The 16,634-nt window shown below is 61.9% G+C and carries 16 protein-coding genes; 10 read left to right on the top strand and 6 right to left on the bottom strand.

The window, feature by feature from the left end:
* Positions 1–190: 190 nt before the first annotated feature.
* Positions 191–1,045, top strand: coding sequence for a polyamine aminopropyltransferase (gene speE / locus A9K58_RS04685; RefSeq protein WP_065198240.1), 855 nt, complete (start codon positions 191–193; stop codon positions 1,043–1,045).
* Positions 1,046–1,169: 124 nt separating this feature from the next.
* Here speE and A9K58_RS04690 read toward each other — a convergent pair whose 3' ends face one another.
* Positions 1,170–2,075, bottom strand: a complete 906-nt coding sequence (locus A9K58_RS04690) for an aspartyl/asparaginyl beta-hydroxylase domain-containing protein (RefSeq protein ID WP_065198449.1) — start codon at positions 2,073–2,075, stop codon at positions 1,170–1,172.
* A 431-nt stretch (positions 2,076–2,506) separates the two neighbouring features.
* On the opposite strand from A9K58_RS04690, the gene A9K58_RS04695 reads away from it, so the two are divergent.
* Complete coding sequence (locus tag A9K58_RS04695; protein ID WP_065198241.1) at positions 2,507–3,166, top strand: RIO1 family regulatory kinase/ATPase domain-containing protein; 660 nt, start codon at positions 2,507–2,509, stop codon at positions 3,164–3,166.
* Between the two features lie 102 nt (positions 3,167–3,268).
* Here the strand turns inward: A9K58_RS04695 and A9K58_RS04700 are convergent, their stop codons facing one another.
* Positions 3,269–3,607 (bottom strand): P-II family nitrogen regulator, encoded by a 339-nt coding sequence (locus A9K58_RS04700; protein ID WP_005411374.1) that lies wholly within the window; start codon positions 3,605–3,607, stop codon positions 3,269–3,271.
* A gap of 156 nt (positions 3,608–3,763) precedes the next feature.
* Here A9K58_RS04700 and ubiK point away from each other — a divergent pair, with 156 nt between their 5' ends.
* Together ubiK and arr are read left to right on the top strand one after the other, a co-directional pair.
* Positions 3,764–4,015 (top strand): ubiquinone biosynthesis accessory factor UbiK, encoded by a 252-nt coding sequence (gene ubiK / locus A9K58_RS04705; RefSeq protein ID WP_012512353.1) that lies wholly within the window; start codon positions 3,764–3,766, stop codon positions 4,013–4,015.
* Between the two features lie 126 nt (positions 4,016–4,141).
* Positions 4,142–4,576: an NAD(+)--rifampin ADP-ribosyltransferase gene (gene arr / locus A9K58_RS04710; RefSeq protein ID WP_065198242.1), complete on the top strand. Its 435-nt coding sequence runs from the start codon at positions 4,142–4,144 to the stop codon at positions 4,574–4,576.
* On the opposite strand, the gene A9K58_RS18930 is transcribed toward arr, so the two are convergent.
* Complete coding sequence (locus A9K58_RS18930) at positions 4,569–4,871, bottom strand: DUF4279 domain-containing protein (RefSeq protein WP_081283971.1); 303 nt, start codon at positions 4,869–4,871, stop codon at positions 4,569–4,571. The two genes, arr and A9K58_RS18930, sit on opposite strands and share 8 nt — an antisense overlap.
* Before the next feature lie 451 nt (positions 4,872–5,322).
* Between A9K58_RS18930 and A9K58_RS04720 the strand changes: the two genes are divergently transcribed.
* Positions 5,323–6,972, top strand: a complete 1,650-nt coding sequence (locus tag A9K58_RS04720; protein ID WP_196769153.1) for an ATP-dependent nuclease — start codon at positions 5,323–5,325, stop codon at positions 6,970–6,972.
* Positions 6,973–7,375: 403 nt separating this feature from the next.
* On the opposite strand, the gene A9K58_RS04725 is transcribed toward A9K58_RS04720, so the two are convergent.
* The gene (locus A9K58_RS04725) at positions 7,376–7,741 is read right to left on the bottom strand and encodes a hypothetical protein (protein WP_065198245.1); all 366 of its coding nucleotides are present in this window, start codon (positions 7,739–7,741) and stop codon (positions 7,376–7,378) included.
* 54 nt (positions 7,742–7,795) lie between these two features.
* Entirely contained in the window at positions 7,796–8,398 is a 603-nt protein-coding gene (locus A9K58_RS04730; protein WP_065198246.1) for a DUF998 domain-containing protein, read from the bottom strand.
* A 256-nt stretch (positions 8,399–8,654) separates the two neighbouring features.
* Here A9K58_RS04730 and A9K58_RS04735 point away from each other — a divergent pair, with 256 nt between their 5' ends.
* From A9K58_RS04735 to A9K58_RS04745, 3 genes are all read left to right on the top strand, one after another.
* The gene (locus A9K58_RS04735; RefSeq protein WP_081283983.1) at positions 8,655–9,515 is read left to right on the top strand and encodes an OST-HTH/LOTUS domain-containing protein; all 861 of its coding nucleotides are present in this window, start codon (positions 8,655–8,657) and stop codon (positions 9,513–9,515) included.
* 469 nt (positions 9,516–9,984) lie between these two features.
* Positions 9,985–10,341 carry a hypothetical protein gene (locus A9K58_RS04740; protein ID WP_065198247.1) on the top strand — a complete coding sequence of 119 codons (357 nt, stop codon included), beginning with the start codon at positions 9,985–9,987 and terminating at the stop codon, positions 10,339–10,341.
* Positions 10,342–10,386: 45 nt separating this feature from the next.
* Positions 10,387–10,875, top strand: coding sequence for a cold-shock protein (locus tag A9K58_RS04745; RefSeq protein WP_065198248.1), 489 nt, complete (start codon positions 10,387–10,389; stop codon positions 10,873–10,875).
* 213 nt (positions 10,876–11,088) lie between these two features.
* On the opposite strand, the gene A9K58_RS04750 is transcribed toward A9K58_RS04745, so the two are convergent.
* A complete protein-coding gene (locus A9K58_RS04750) occupies positions 11,089–11,718 on the bottom strand; it encodes a hypothetical protein (protein ID WP_155760431.1) in 630 nt (209 codons plus the stop codon).
* A 375-nt stretch (positions 11,719–12,093) separates the two neighbouring features.
* Between A9K58_RS04750 and A9K58_RS04755 the strand changes: the two genes are divergently transcribed.
* Complete coding sequence (locus tag A9K58_RS04755) at positions 12,094–13,623, top strand: YifB family Mg chelatase-like AAA ATPase (RefSeq protein ID WP_065198250.1); 1,530 nt, start codon at positions 12,094–12,096, stop codon at positions 13,621–13,623.
* Positions 13,624–13,908: 285 nt separating this feature from the next.
* The gene (locus A9K58_RS04760; protein ID WP_065198251.1) at positions 13,909–16,626 is read left to right on the top strand and encodes an RHS repeat domain-containing protein; all 2,718 of its coding nucleotides are present in this window, start codon (positions 13,909–13,911) and stop codon (positions 16,624–16,626) included.
* Positions 16,627–16,634: the final 8 nt, after the last annotated feature.

Consider the following 16,634-nt stretch of genomic DNA (forward strand, 5'->3'; position numbering starts at 1 on the left):
TCAGTCGGCCTTGTTGGCAATAAAAGGGGGGGCATGATAACGCCTATATGCCCACAGGTTCGTTATCATGCGCGCCCGCGCCCGTGACAGGTTCCAACCTGAACGGGCCGATCCGTCCGGATGTGGCATCTGTGCCACGCGGCCCCGCCCGCCAGCCCGGCTCCACCCCTCCGAACAGGACTGTTTTCCCATGACTGACAGCAACAACTGGTACATCGAGCATTTCGAGCGCACCGGCTCGGCCATTGGCTACCGCATCACCGGCAAGCTGGACGAGGTGCAGTCGCCGTTCCAGAAGATCGAGATCTTCCAGACCACCGACTGGGGCAACCTGATGACCATCGACGGGGCCATCATGCTGACCAGCAAGGACAACTTCTTCTACCACGAGATGATCAGCCACCCGGTGCTGTTCACCCACGCCGCGCCCAAGCGCGTGGTGATCATCGGTGGCGGCGACTGCGGCACCCTGCGCGAAGTGCTCAAGCACACCGGCGTGGAGAGCGTGACCCAGTGCGATATCGACGAGCAGGTCACGGTGATGGCGCGCAAGCACTTCCCGGAACTGTGCGATTCCAACGACGACCCGCGCGCCGAGCTGCTGTTCGACGACGGCGTGGCCTACATGGCCAACTGCCCGGCCGGCAGCGTGGACGTGGTGATCGTCGATTCGACCGACCCGGTCGGCCCGGGTGAAGGCCTGTTCAACAAGGCCTTCTACGAAAGCTGCTTCAAGGCCTTGAAGGACGACGGCATCCTGGTGCAGCAGTCCGAGTCGCCGCTGATGCAGCTGGAACTGATCAACGAAATGCGCGCCGAGATGGGCAAGGCCGGCTTCGGTTCGTTCAAGACCCTGCCGTTCCCGCAGCCGTGCTACCCCACCGGCTGGTGGAGCGTGACCCTGGCGCGCAAGGGCGACAGCAGCTTCGATTTCCGCCAGGCCGACTCGGCCGCCAAGACCTTCAACACCCTGTACTACACCGCCGCGCTGCACACCGGCGTGCTGGTGACCCCGCCGTTCGTACAGGCGGCATTGAAGGGTTGATCCAAACAAAAACCCGCGCTGGCGACAGCGCGGGTTTTCTGCTTTCTGTAGAGCCGAGCCCACGCTCGGCTGCTCTTCGGACAGGTTGCGGTAAACCCAGCCGAGCATGGGCTCGGCTCTACAGTCAAAGCGCCCAGATGCCCGCAATCACCGCCACCACCAGGCCCCACTTGATCAGCTGGTAGGCCACCACGCTGCGCTCGCGCAGCGCCTTGGCCTTCAGGCGCACCTTGTACAGGCCGCCGAACGCCTTGTTGACGCCACCGGTCGGGTCTCCCGGCAGGTTCGGCGAAGCACCACCGGCCAGCAGCGTGGCGGCCACCGCGCGGTTGAACAGCCCCGGCAGCCCGAAGCGCAGCGGGCGGGCGATATCGCAGAAGAGGATGACGCGGTCCTGCTGCGTCTCGTTGTGCGCATGGTGGATGTAGGTCTCGTCGAACATCATCCACTCGCCGTCACGCCAGCTCTTCTTGATGCCGTCCACTTCGATGTAGCAGGCATCGTCGTTGGGCGTGGCCAGGCCCAGGTGCAGGCGCAGCGAACCGGCGAACGGATCACGGTGCGGGCGCAGCTCGCTGCCCGGCGGCAGCTGCGCGAACATCGCCGCACGCACATCGGGGATCGACTCGATCAGCGCCGTGGTCTTCGGGCACAGCGTCTTCGCCGACGGGTGCGACGGGCCGTACCACTTCAGGTAGAAGCGCTTCCAGCCACGGCGGAAGAACGAATTGAAGCCGGCGTCGTTGAACGTGCTGGAGGCAGCGATCTTCTGTGCGTCGCGCAGCGCCAGCGCCTCGTCGCGGATCATCTGCCAGTTCTGGCGCAGCGGCTCCAGCTGCGGGAATTCCTTGCCCGGGTCCAGGAACGGCGTGGTCGGCACCTTGGAGAACAGGTACATGACCACGTTGATCGGGGCCATGAAACTGGAATGGTCCAGCAGCTGGCGCGACCAGCGCGCGCGGACCTTGCCACGGAAGTGGATGTACAGCACGCAGGCCACGAACAGGGCTGCCAGGACAATCTTGATGATCAAAACAGTTTCCTCCAGCCGTGGCCGGAACGGGAATGGGGGCGGAGCAGGGCCATGCGGCCAGCACCGGTGGGCACGCGGCAGGACGGGGACGTGCCGATGGGTGCGGCCGCCGATGACGCGGTTGACAGCTTATGGTCGGCAGGGCGTGCACCCGGGTCAAGCCGGGCGTGCGCGATGTTCAGCGCTCCGCATATGAACGCGCGGTGGTGTCCGCCAAGTCTTTGATTTTCAACTCACAGCGGCGGAAGTGAGACATTATTGTCCGATCTCGCGCGACGAACTGTTCCAGCGACGACCCTGACATTTCTCCGACAAATCGTGGAATAGCGAACCGGCGAGTACTAAAATTAACGAAAGTTTCATTACCCCCTGCAACACCGGTTCGCTTGACGCCCAGCGCCGCCCACCGGGTCGTCCGAGGCCCCTCCATGAATACTTCCGCATCCCCCACCCCGTCCTGCGTCGATGATGCTGTGACGCCGCTGCTGCTCAAGCGCGGCGAACGTTTCCTGGCCCCCGATGTCTACCGCACCTGCCTGGACGGGCGCCCGGCGGTGGTGAAGGACTACTCCCGCTACCGCGGCACCCCGGTTTCCCTGATCGCCCGGCTGATGGTCCGCCGCGAAGCCCGCATGCTGCAGCGGCTGGGCGGATGGAAGCACGCCCCCGCGCTGCTCGGCACCCTGGGCGGACTGGCACTGGGCATGGAGTTCATTCCCGGCCAGACCCTGAGCACCGCGCAGGCCGTGGGCAATGAAGTGTTCGAGCAGCTGCAGCACGCACTTACCCGCCTGCACGCCGCCGGCATCACCCACAACGACCTGCATGGGACCAACGTGGTGGTCAGCGGTGGCGTGCCAGTACTGCTGGACTTCACCTCGGCCTGGCGCGCCCCGCGCTGGCTGCGCCGCAATCCGCTGAGCCGGCAGATGCGCCGCAGCGACATGAAGAACCTGCTGAAGATCCGCCAGCGCGTGACCGGCCAAGCCCCAAGCGCTGCACAGGCCGCCCTGGTGGCGGACCCGGGCTGGGTCGCGGCTGTGCGGCAGGGCTGGAAGCGGTTCTACACGTGGGCCAAGCGCCGGTAAGCGCCGCTCCGCTTCCTGTAGAGCCGAGCCCACGCTCGGCTGCTCTTCCTGGATGTCGCGCGAAATGCAGCCGAGCACGGGCTCGGCTCTACACAAACCGGGTTACAGCGCGTCCGCGTCCAGCTCGCCAGTACGAATACGCACCACACTGCCCAGGTCGTACACGAACACCTTGCCGTCCCCAATCTTGCCGGTGCCGGCGGCCTTCACGATGGCCTCAACCACCGCCTCCACCTGGTCATCGGTTACCGCCACTTCCAGCTTCACCTTCGGCAGGAAATCGACCACATACTCCGCGCCGCGGTACAGCTCGGTGTGGCCCTTCTGGCGACCAAAGCCCTTCACTTCCGTCACCGTGATCCCGGTGACCCCACGCTCGGCCAGCGCTTCGCGCACGTCGTCGAGCTTGAACGGCTTGATCACCGCCATGACCATCTTCATCGTCTATCTCCAGTCTTCCGGCGTGGAGGATAGCGCCTGAACGCGGCCCGTGCGAAGCCGCTGCCGCCTGTCCGGGCAGTGGGTGCCAGCAGTATCCTTGTGCCCGATCGGCCTGCCCGCGCCGGATGCACGGGCCCCCCCCCCACGGAGCACCCCATGATCGACCTGAACCAAATCGATGACCTCGCCCGTCGCCTCAGCGACCTGGTGCCGCCGGGCCTGCGCGAATCGCGCGAGGAACTGCAGGCCACCTTCAAGAGCGCGCTGCAGGCCGGCCTGGCCAAGCTCGACCTGGTCACCCGCGAGGAGTTCGAAGTGCAGCGCGCGGTGCTGCTGAAGACCCGCGAAAAGCTGGATGCGCTGGAAACCGCCGTGCGCGAGCTGGAAGGGCGCGGCACCGCAGAATGAAAAAAGGAGGCGCACCGCGCCTCCCGTTTACAGATTATTTCCCGGATGGGGCCTTGCAGCAAGGCCCACCGGGCGCCCTAGACTCGCCGGCCTGTCGATCCGGCAGCATAGAGAGGGGCAGCAGCGATGGCGCAGGACACCGAATGGACACCCGTTTCGCATGACACCTGCGACCAGGTCGCCGGGCCGTTCTATCACGGCACCCGCGCTGACCTGGCGGTGGGCGAGTTGCTGAGTGCAGGCTTCCGCTCCAACTATCGCGACAGTGTGGTGATGAACCACATCTACTTCACCACGATTGCCAAGGGCGCCGGGCTGGCTGCGGAGATGGCCCGGGGAGAAGGGCGACCGCGCGTGTATGTGGTGGAGCCGACCGGGCCGTTTGAAGACGATCCGAACGTGACCAACAAGAAGTTTCCCGGGAACCCGACGCGGTCGTATCGGAGTGCGGAGCCGTTGCGGGTGGTTGGGGAGATTGTGGAGTGGGAGCTCTACGACGCGGAGTTCGTTCGGCAGTTGAAGGCGTTTGTCGCTTCGGGAAGTGGGGAGATCATCAACTGATGACCTGCTGGCGTTGGGCGTTGCCCACTTCTTCATCGGCTTCATAGATATCCAGCCCGAGCTCGATGCCGCGCTCTCCCAGGGCGAGCAGGACGCGAGGCGAAAGCGAGACACCATCATTGCGGCTGCCCATGAAAAGACCGCAGAACAGGTCAGGTCGGAAGCGTGCCAGAGCCTGCCATACGGCGAGATCGCCGGTGAGCTGATCGAGGATCTCGAAGATCTGCGCTTCCAGATCTTCAGGCTCACGCCGAGCCGCACTGAGTCGCCAGCTTCCGGTCCTGGCAATGCGCACAGCGTCGGGTTGGATGCCTGTAAGCTGCTGGCCTTGTGATGCCCGGCAGTTGGCCTCGCGCCAAGCAAGGCAGTGATCTCGGCTGGAATGGGGTCATCCCCGAAGAACCGGAGGGTTACCAGGGAGTGATCGAATACGGTTATTGGATTTCAGTTGCGTGCGTTCTGTTGATGTTGGCTCTCGGCCATGAGCGGACTATTCCGTCTGAAGCGCTGACGCTATTTATGCGCCTTCATGTCCGACCTTAAGGTGACTGCGACATTCTCGAGACCTGCCGTTCCTTAAGCAACTGCCATATCCGTGAAGGGTTGTGGAGCTGAAGGCCTCCCATTCGGGCGAACCACGGGGACAGATACGCAGCACCTTGCGGTCAAAGGCGTGGGATGCAACAGTATCGGCACGCACGGTCGGATTATTCCGTCTAACAATCATGTTTCTAGAGGAGGTTCTGGTGCTCATTGAGGAAGCAAGGTTTCGCTTTGGCGCTGCCCAAGGGTCGGACCCACTGGTGTTGGACGAGCCTGCCGTTACCATCTTCGTCGGACCAAACAACTCGGGGAAGAGTATGGTTCTGCGCGAAATTGCCGAGTTATGCAGCAATGGAAATACACATCGTGCAATTCTTGATGGAATCAAGTTTCGCAAACACAGCACCGAAGAGATCGACGCGCTCCTTCAAGCCTGGACGGATCACAGGCGCAGCCCGGGAGAAGTGGATCACATTGATCACGTGTACCTAAAGTTTGGAGCTTGGCGGATGCAAGTCCACGCTCCAACTTTCCGCAACATTTTGCTCAATCCCGACGAGAACATAAATGAATTTGCTCGGAAGTATGCGGCCCGACATATGCTCATTCTCGATGGAGCAAACAGGATTGGTCTGATCGCAGAAAGGAGCAGAGGCGACCTGAAGGACCCGCAAAACACATTTGCCAGGATTCTAACGAACGACACCCGCCGACAGTTGCTACGAGACGTACTTTTCGATGCGTTCGGCCTTTATCTGGGCATGGACATTTCCGAGGGCGCATCAATCCAGTTACGATACGGGAGTACGCCACCACCCAATGAGCGCAGCGTAGAGGACGCCACGCTGGAATGGATGAGGAATGCTCGCCCCACTGATCAGTGGAGCGATGGAATGAAGGCCTTTACGGGCATGCTGCTGGAACTGCGCGCCGGCGACCCGAAAATCATGATCATCGACGAGCCCGAAGCCTTTCTGCACCCCACGCTGGCCTACAAACTTGGCCGCGAGATCGCCCACACTGCGAGCCAAGGCGACAAGCAGATTTTTGTATCAACCCATAGCAGCCAGTTCCTGATGGGCGCGATCCAGTCGGGAGTAAAGATCAATGTCGTCCGCCTGACTTATCAGCAAGGCAGTGCTACTGCTCGAATGCTATCGAATGACTACATCCGCGTCATGATGCAGGAGCCACTTTTGCGTTCTGCGAATGCTCTGTCGGGAGTATTCTACGAAGGCGTCGTGGTTACCGAAGCGGATGCGGACCGAGCCTTCTACCAAGAGATCAACGAGCGGCTTCTTGCAGAGGAGTCTGGACGAGGTGCGCCGAACACCCTCTTCCTCAATGCTAACGGAAAGGATTCAGTGAACAAGATAGTTGGACCGCTTAGGGTACTTGGGATACCCGTTGCGGTCATTCTTGACATCGACGCACTCAACACCGAGACCAACTTTCCAGTCCTCTTGGAAGCCACAAATTACCCGAAGCCTCACGAATCTATAAAAATAGAACGCGCAGGCGTCTGGTCAGATCTTATCTCAGACAACAAGAATCCCAAGTCAGCTGGTGGAATTTCCCTACTCAGTGGCACTGCGAAAGAAAAGGCCGAGAATCTTTTTGACCGCCTTGATCAGTATGGCCTGTTCGTTCTGAGGCATGGCGAAGTCGAGCATTGGCTGCCGGGATTGGCTGTTCCCAGAAGCAAAAGGTGGCTGCGCAACATCTTCGAGTCGCTGGGCAGCGACCCAAAAGCTCCCAACTATGTTCATCCCGATGACGACGATGTCTGGGCATATGTCGACAAGGTTGCCGCCTGGATCAAGGACAAGGCACGACGCGGCATTCCTCTTTGATGCCCAGTGCACGGAGGTGGACCACACGTTCCTTTGGTGGAAGTCACTCCTGAGCGGCTCCCATGCCGTTACCAACCGGTGACTGCGGGGTGGTCGATCCCCTGCTGATCTAGGGACTGATGGCGGGTCGTGATATTTTCTGAGGGCTCGTCAGGCGAACGAAAAAGTGGCGCCCCCCCCCCCGACGTCGCCTGAAATCGCAGAATGGCAGGTTTTCGGCTTTACCTCATAAGAATGTGACGAGATGAATGGATGTCGAAGGTCGAGAGCGGACCCTAGCATTTTCTTGCCGCGTTCTCTGGCCCCGCCGCGTCTGCTTTCGGCCAAAAGCGGACTCTCGCAGTGCCTCGAACAGGCCCAACCACGAATTTGCTTGGCCTAGAACGAAGTATCGGGCCGAACCCTACTTGAACATCTCCAACAGATCCCTGTCTTCGTGCCGCTGCTCCCACGTGGAGAGAAAACAGAAGCTCACACCACTTCGCATGGCAGCCTTCTGAAACCCTGCCAGTTCTTCCTTCGTGACCGGATACTCAACCGGATCAAAGTGCAGAATCCCCCACGGCTTGGCGAGAGAGAACCCAGGCAGGAGTTCCGAGAAGATCGCCTTGAGCTGGGGCTGGAGGGTAGAAAAGTCCTTGATAGGGCCCGCGCGATTGCCAAGGGCATGACACTGGCGACGGATGGTCCTGTCTCCACCGACCAAGCGCGCAATAAAGTGGTCCTGGTGCACTTGGACGTAGATCAGCTGGCGGCGAAAGATTCTCATCTTGCTCTCAACTCCGCACGCTCAATCATCGTCCAAGTGCAGCATACCCTTCCATCAATGCGCAGGCTGCGCCTTCAGCGCGCTTGAACCCCTTCGCGGCAGATACAACGCAACCAGGAACGGCCACAGCGAGTTGATCGATGAGAACACGCGCTGGGTCAACCCCCTGAACCCCTCCGGGTCCGCTCCCACCACGTTCAACCAGAGATAGACGATCCCCGCGACGCTCGCCGCAGCAGTCACGGCGTACGCCCTTCGGTTGGCAGACCACGCGCTCAATTCGATGTGCGACATCGCCGGTGCAATGATGTTTGCGATGCCAATGGTGTAGAAGCCGTGCATCGGATGGCCCATGGGCCAAAGCCCGTTGGTCAGCATGGAGATGCCAAAGATCATCCAGCAGATCGCGCCTAGGGCAATCCGGCGGCCGGACTCCCGCCATACCCCGATGGAAAACGCCATGAAGCCCACGCCGGAGCCGATGAGGGCGATCCTGGCGCAGATGCTTGCAAGCGTTGGCGCCTGCAGCAGCTCGCTGGCGTGCTGTGCAAGCGGGTTGTAGCCCGGCGCGAACACGGCGGCAACGCTGGTCCAGAACAGAAACCACGGAAGCGGGACCAGACCCGTAGACAGAAGAAGTCGATTGCGGCGTAGCACGTACAGTGATCCTTGTTTGGGCCTGCGCCAGTGGGTGGAATCGGTTCAAACGCCGCAGAACCTTCCTGCTCCGGGCAGGACAGCTCCGGATGACTACAGCGGTAGTCAGATTCTGCGCGACGCCCTAAGGGGTCAATAGGCGGAAAGTCACTCATGCCCCGCAAGCGATGCAGACAACATTCTCACCATTCTGGTCCCGCCTGAACTTCCACCATCTTTAGCTGTAAAGTCGACGTGTCCCATGCTCAGGTTTTCCATGCCCGCCGTCGACCAGAATCACATTGTCGGTGCACAGCACGAAGTGCAACGGCTTCTGGGCCATTGCATTCTGCGACTTCAGCAGTGCGAGCAGCTGATGAAGTCCATGCTCGCCTTTCAGAAGTTGTTCGGTACGCCGGAAACACTCCCAATGGCCTTGAACAAGCGCAAAGCAGAGGTCAGCGGCAAGACAATGGGGGGGCTGGTAGCTCAACTAACTGCCGAATGCGTGGTGAAAGAGGGCGGCGAAGCCCCTGGCGCCCCATCGGGTTACGACAGCGATTCAAGCTTCATCGCTCTGCACATGGGGCTAAATTTGCCAGAGCAATCCCACGCAACGCTGCAAGCCGACCTGCGCGAACTGGTGAACCTCAGGAACATGCTCGTTCACCACTTCATTCAGCAGCACGATATCCAGACTGTCGAGGGATGCCTAAAGGCACAGGCTGCACTCAGTCATTCCTACGCTCAGATCGAGCACCAGTTTCAACGGCTGCGTGCACTTGCGGCAGATGTTGCGCGGGGAGCGCAAGCCTTTGCGGATCTGGTTCAGTCACCCCAGTTCCATGATCTTCTGGTCAACGGCATCGCGCCTGATGGGCAGATCCATTGGCCGCTCACAGGCATTGTCAGCGCGCTGAGACAGGCCTTCCGGGAACGGGCGATCGACGGCTGGGTGAACCTGGACACAGCCGTTCGCTGGGTAGCAGAGCACCAACCGGAACAAACCCCCAAGAAGTATGGCTGTGCCCGATGGCGGCACGTCATTCATGAATCTCGTCAATTCGAACTGCGCCACTTCGCACACAACGGCCAGCTCGGGGCATGGTTCCGCGAGCGGCCAGATTCAACTGGCTAACGCCGCTGTTGTTAGTTGCAGAGATACGCTTTCTCCTACCAAGTGCTGTCGCATTTGCCGCTCCCTGCATCTCTGGCGGAAGGTTCTGACGACTCCGTTCCAGAAGTGCCGTTCCACCTAGCACGCCAAGGCTCTCGCCGTATCCGGGGCTATGCGACAATGCGAAAAGCGTCTCGGGTTTTGGCGGCATTGACCCCAACCCGTTGGCATTCCGAACAACAGCAGGTAATCGTTACTGCGCCACCGTGCATCGGTGGTCGGGACTCGAAAGCCCGTTTTGTTGGGAAGTAGTTTGCGCTTGCCAGCCGGCACCACCGCGCGTGGTGCCGGCTGGCAATCCGTCTGCCGGCTATGGCGGGCGGGGCGTGGGGGTCTTGTACCCGCCGGTTCCCAACATCCGGTTTTCGAGCCACGCTCTGCCCGCCACCTTTATCGGTGGCGGCTTCTGCCTGCATGCACGGAGCCCGCCATGACCACACCACACTCCCCGCCCCCGCGCCCGATCCAGGGAGCGCCCTCGGCCGCACCAGCCCTGGATCCCAACAGCCTCATCGCCATCCCGCACGCCATCGGCGCGGGTGCTGCCGCCGACGGACAGCCCTGGCCCGAGCGGCATCACCTGCGCAGCCGGCAGATGGCGTTGTCCGACGCCGACTGCGCGCTCACCGGCCAACGCATCGTGCAGGAGATCCTGCTGGCGGCCGAGCGCACGCGCCAGAACGGCGCGCCGGAGCAGTACGTGGGCGACCGGGTGATGGAGGGGCTGGTGATGGCCGATCTGGCGCTGACCGCCTTCATCCACGAGCGGATGCGACCCAAGGACTGAGCGCGTTCATGGCGCGGAGCTTTCTGCCGGTGTGCGGGGTGACGAATGAAGATGGACGGCCTTGCCGCTGCGGTGATGTGCATCGCGGTGATCGGCGCGATGTGGGTGGAGTGGCCCGAGCCCGTGGGCGACCAGGTGTGGGCTTACCAGAAGCTGCAGCCGGCCGATTACCGCCTGCTGCACAGTGATGCGCGCGGCTTTGTGACCGCGAAGGCCCACGAAGGCTTTGAACTGCACGCGCGCCATGCCAGCGCAACGTCCTTTGAGGTCCGATGCAAGGGCGTTGTGGTGATGGACGTGGAGAACGCGCCCTCGCGTGTACTGATCCGCATGCCTGCCGATGCACGATGGCGGGCGCCGGCTATCGAGCGTCTGCGCATCAGCTTCGAGCGGTGGCTGGATCTGCACCAGAGCCAGGGGCGATTGCTGGTGGAAAGTGCGGGGCCTTCGTGGGTTGAGGCGCGGTTTGGGCGCTTCAATGGGGCGATGCCTGATGAGCAGCGGTGTCTATCTGGGGCGCCGCACCGCGATTGACGAGAATCCCCCTGACCGGCCGTCCATAACACGACGCCACCCGACGTCCCCCCGTCCTGAGTTGCCCCGTACTGATCGATGAAGCGCTGATCTTATCGGTGGTTCGGAACTCCGAAGCGACGTCAGGGTCGGAGGCGATCAGCACCTCCAACCGGCAGTGGGATCCAGGCAACTACGCCGTACCAGTCTTGGGACATTCACGGCCGCCTCAACTTAGTCCGGCTTGCGCTCTTCACTTGAGAAAACGCCATTGCCTCGCTCGAGCAAGAACACCGACTCCGGAATAGCGCTATTGCCGATGTTCCTGACTCTAACGCCGATCACTCCCCTTTTTCTATCGAAGTAGAAGGAGTTGGCGTGGACGCCATCCCTTTCCACATCCACCTTCAGAACTTCGCGATCATCGGCCAGCATGGGAATGGAGAGGATCTCTACCACGGCGAAGGTAAACTGACCCTCCTTGTACCTGTCACCAACCTTCCCTCCATCAGGCACCTTGTAGAGCGCCATGAAGTCAACCTTAAGGCAGTCCGAGGAACCGCCAGTTTGACAAGGCTCAAGATTGCCGAACTCGTTGCCGTACCCAAAAAGACCTTTCTCACGAAGTATGGTCAACCTGGAATCGACCCCATTTGCTGAGTACCGCATATCTGGCGCGTAGTTTATGTATAGGACATCATCCGCCCTGGAAGGGATACTTACCACCATGGTGGCCAACGCAACTGCTGTGGCCAGTAGTCTCAGCTTCATCATCGCCCCTTCGGTCCTATCCTTACGTTCCGCGACGCGTACTCCATGATCAGGTTGAAGTATTCGCTCGCGTTTCACGGAAATCCCCCTCATCCAAGGCTCGGTCTTGCCAGACGGTTTCATACCCTCCGGCAGCTGGCTCTCAGCGCCCACAATCTGACCCGATAGATCGCCTCTCCGGATTCATTGCTCACACCCACGCGCAGACCGGACGACGAAGGGCAACCAATGAAAGAGAGGAACCCAGCCCACGGCGGAATCGACTTTCGCATACCCACTTCTCTGCGTCATAGCTGAGCAAGTCTTCTGCGCCCCCACCTTGGCGCGCATGGAGCCACTATATCGCCCTCCAACTTCGCTGTTGAACACGCCTTTCCAGAATCCCCCTAGCCACGCCACCAGCAATTCCCGATAGCCCCCGCAGAACAGCTGCCACAGCATCAAGCGCCCCTCTACAGGAAACCACACATGAGCCTGGCGCTGGTCCACAGCCGCGCCCGCGCCGGGGTCGATGCCCCGCTGGTGCGGGTGGAAGTGCATCTCTCTGGTGGCCTGCCTGCCACCCAGATTGTCGGACTGGCCGAGACCAGCGTGCGCGAATCGCGCGAGCGCGTGCGTGCCGCCCTGCTCTGCGCCCGCTTCGACTTTCCGCAGCGGCGCATCACACTCAACCTCGCGCCTGCCGACCTGCCCAAGGAAGGTGGGCGTTACGATCTGGCCATCGCGCTGGGCATTCTGGCGGCCAGTGGCCAGGTTGATCCGCAGTCGCTGCTGCAGTATGAGTTCCTGGGCGAGCTGGGCCTGACCGGTGAACTACGGCCGGTGGCGGGCGCGCTACCCGCTGCGATCGCGGCCGCTGAGGCCGGGCGCATCCTGGTGGTGCCGCCGGGCAATGCCGCCGAGGCGGCGCTGGCCGAGCACGCTGATGTGCGTGTAGCGCGCACGTTGCTGGAGTGCTGCGCCGGGCTGGGCAATCCGCGCCTGCTGCCACCCGTGGAGCGCGTGGATACGACACCGTTGCCACTGCCCGATCTGGCCGACGTGCGCGGGCAGGCGCATGCGCGGCGCGCGTTGGAGGTGGCCGCCGCCGGTGGGCACCATCTGTTGTTGATCGGTAGCCCTGGCTGTGGCAAGACGCTGCTGGCCTCGCGTCTGCCCAGCCTGTTGCCGGACACCGAGGAAGCTGAGGCCTTGCAACTGGCCGCGATTGCTTCGGTGAGCGGTGAGGGGCTGGACCCGCGGCGTTGGCGGCAACGGCCGTTCCGCTCTCCCCACCACAGTGCGAGTGCGGCGGCGCTGGTGGGCGGCGGCAATCCGCCCTGTCCCGGCGAGATCTCGCTGGCCCATCACGGCGTGCTGTTTCTGGACGAGCTTCCTGAGTGGAATCGCAGCGCACTGGAAACCCTGCGCGAGCCGCTGGAATCCGGCCACATCCGCATCGCCCGCGCGGCGCGCAGCGTGCAGTATCCCGCGCGATTCCAGCTGGTGGCTGCGATGAACCCCTGCCCATGCGGTTGGGCTGGCGACCGCAGCAACCGCTGCCTGTGCAGTGATGAGCGCATCAACCGCTACCGCGCACGCGTGTCCGGTCCGTTGCTGGACCGCATCGACCTGCATATCAGCGTTACGCGCATGGATGCGGTGGAACTACGGGAGAGCACGCCGCTGGGCGAGCCCAGCGCAGCGGTGCGTGCACGGGTGGAAGCCGCCCATGCCCGGCAGCAGGCGCGTGGTGGGCTCAATGCCCATCTGCCGCCGGTGGCGCTGCGGGCCTGTACCCGACTGAGCGAGGGCGATCAGGACATGCTTGAACAGGCCATCGAGCGCCTGCAGCTGTCCGCACGGGCAATGCACCGGATTCTGCGGGTGGCACGCACGATTGCCGATCTTGCCGGCAGTGATCGCATCGAGACCGCGCACCTGGCCGAGGCAATTGGCTACCGGCAGTTGGACCGGGGAGCATCCGCCGGCGGCGGCCGCTCGACGCCCGGACTGTAATGCCGGCCGCCAGAGCCCGGCCGATCACACCGACGCCACGCCTCGCCCCCATGGACGCCGGTAGTTACCGCCGAAACAGGGGTGCGGGGGTTGATTGACTCACACGAAATACTGTGGCGATACTGCGCCCGATGCGTTTGGGGAAGAGCGCATGCTGCAACAGCGAATACCCGGACGGAGCTCACTTACTCGAGCTCCTTGTGAATGCACGTCGTTTTGCTTGCCTTGGTTCCGCTGCCTTCGGCATTATGGGCCAGGGCCCCATGCGTCTTCAATGGAGTGATCATGCTTCTGCGGAGCTTTGCCCTCGTCGCTGTTTTGGTGCCCGCCGTGTGCACCGCCCAGGAGTTTCGTTATCCTTGGGAGGAGTACGACAAGCTGATCAAGCGGCAAGTCGATCTCACCACTATGGACGCCGGCTTGTTTGGCGACAGCGTGGACCTGTATTCCGGTGCGCTCGGATTTTCCGCCATCGACATGGTCCTGCCCGGCGTGGGTATACCAATCGAGGTATCCCGCACGATGTCGGTTGGCAACAGAGCCGATTACCGATACGACGACCTGCCCATGGCTGACTGGAATCTGGAATTGCCGCGCCTGTCCGGTGTATTTCTCGCCAGTACCGGCTGGGCCAGTCCCTGCAGCAACAATGGAACGGGTGCACCGCCCCCAGGCACCGTCGGCGGCCGCACGTTCCGCTCTTCCGACTATTGGCAGGGTAATCGTCTGATACTGCCCGGTCGTGGCAGCCAGGAAATGCTGGTGGCGGAGACCAACAACGTTCCCCGGCCTGCTGCGGGTGGTCCGTATCCATGGTTGACCCAGGACCTTACCTGGTTCTCCTGCAAGTCAGCGCGACAGAACAGTGCCGGCGAGGGCTTCATCGCGCACACGCCTGACGGTAGGCGCTACACATTCGACTGGGAGGCAGGCTTCTTCGAGCCGGCGGTAGCCTCATCCAATACACTGGCGACCATCACCGCACCGCGCCGTCGTGCCGAGCTGTATGCCACCCGGGTCGAGGATCGTTTTGGGAACTGGGTGACCTACCGTTACAACAATGCTGCCAATGCACCCGTGCGCCTGGAAGCAATCACTGCCAGCGATGGCAGGTCCGTGTCCATCAGTTATAACGCACAGGGGCACATCGAACATATCAGCAACGGAGTGCAGACGTGGCGGTACCGCTATACCTATCCCGCTGCGGGCATCGGCACTCTGGTCGGCGTCGATCTACCTGATGGGAGCAGCTGGTCGATCGACGCTTACGCTATGAGTCATCTTGAATTCCAATACGAGCGCTCCTCGGCCCCTGAGGACATTCTGAGAACTTGCGGATATCCCGGCCACATGGTCAACGAGCCCGGCGCAACGGCGCAGATCGTGCATCCTTCCGGTGCAGTGGGCCAATTCACCGTGGGCTATGGTCTGCGCGGCAGAAGCAATGTGCCCATGGTGTGCAACGGCTATTCCACACCCGACAACAATCCCAACGATGACGTTGCCCAGTATCCGCTGGCCTACCACAGCGCAGTGCTGCGCAAGAAGGTGCTTTCCGGCCCTGGAGTAGAACCCGCCGAATGGAACTACAGCTACGGCGGCACCATTTCTTGGGCACCGGGCACCGGTCCAACATGCACCAGTGGTGACTGTGCCGCAGCACGTTGCCTGGATGACAGCTGCGCGGGCACCGCCGTTACCACGGTCACCGAACCGGAAGGCCGTTGGATGAGGTACACCTACGGCAACAGCTATCGCTACAACGAAGGCAAGCTGCTCAGCGTAGAGCAGGGAGGCGGCCCTCAGCAGGTCCTGCAGATCACCCGGCAACGCTACCAGTGGCCACTGCCCGCAACGCAGTTCGCCACTCGCTTGGGCAGCACACAGCAGCCCCGGACTGCCGGCTATACGGCCGAGTACCTCCGGCCCGTCATTGAGACAACCATCTCGCGTGATGGCGTGACCTTCCGCAGCAGCCATACATCTCTGGATGGACATGGCCGACCTTTGACCACGGTGGCCAACAGCAGCTTGGGGTACCAGCGTACCGAAGCACTGCAGTATTACGATGACGCGAGCCGCTGGGTGCTCGGACAGATCGCGAGGCGCATCAATGCCGAGACCGGTGCGGAGATAGAACGCACCATCTTCGATGTGAACACCGCCTTGCCGGTGGAGCAGTACAGGTTCAACCAGCGCCAGATGCAACTGGTTTACTACACCGACGGTCAGGTCGAGAGCGTGACCGACGGCAACGGCAACATCACTATCGCCTCGAACTGGTTCCGTGGCATACCGCAGGTTATAGGCCATGCCGATGGCACTACCGAATCCGCAACCGTGGATCCACTTGGCCGCGTCACCCGCACCACCGATGAGAACGGCTTCAGCACTACCTATTCCTATGACGCGATGGGCCGTCTGTCCGGACAGACCTACCCGGAAGGCGATGTGGTGGCCTGGAATCCGGTTTCACGGATATTCGAGCGCGCGGGCGCAGAGTACGGCCTGCCAGCGGGTCACTGGCGTATGACCGAGACCGAGGGAAATCGACGCAGACGCGTGCATTTCGACGCATTCTGGCGACCAGTGCTGGAGGAAGAGCAGGATGTGGGCGATGCGCAGACAGCGACCCAGGTGGTGAAACGTTACGATCGGCTGGGTCGCAGGGTCTTCGTTTCCTACCCCACACGCGGCGTAGGCGATGTGCGTGGCTCGCTTGCAGGGATAACCACCCGCTATGACAGCCTGGACCGTGTCGTGCAGACTCTGCAGGATTCGGAACAGGGCGAATTGACAACGACCGTCAACTACCTCGCCGGCTTCCAACGCGAAACGATCAATCCACGTGGATTTTCTACCCGTGAGCAGTTCCAGGCGTGGGACACCCCGGACCAGAGCCTGCCCACCCGCATCGATGCACCGCAGGGCGTCTCCACGCTGATCACTCGGAACGTCTTCGGCAAACCCATCGAAATTTCCCGCTCCGGCCCGGACCGCTGAACAAGCGA

Origin of the sequence: Stenotrophomonas maltophilia (assembly GCF_001676385.1) — a bacterium.
GTDB lineage: Bacteria > Pseudomonadota > Gammaproteobacteria > Xanthomonadales > Xanthomonadaceae > Stenotrophomonas > Stenotrophomonas maltophilia_J.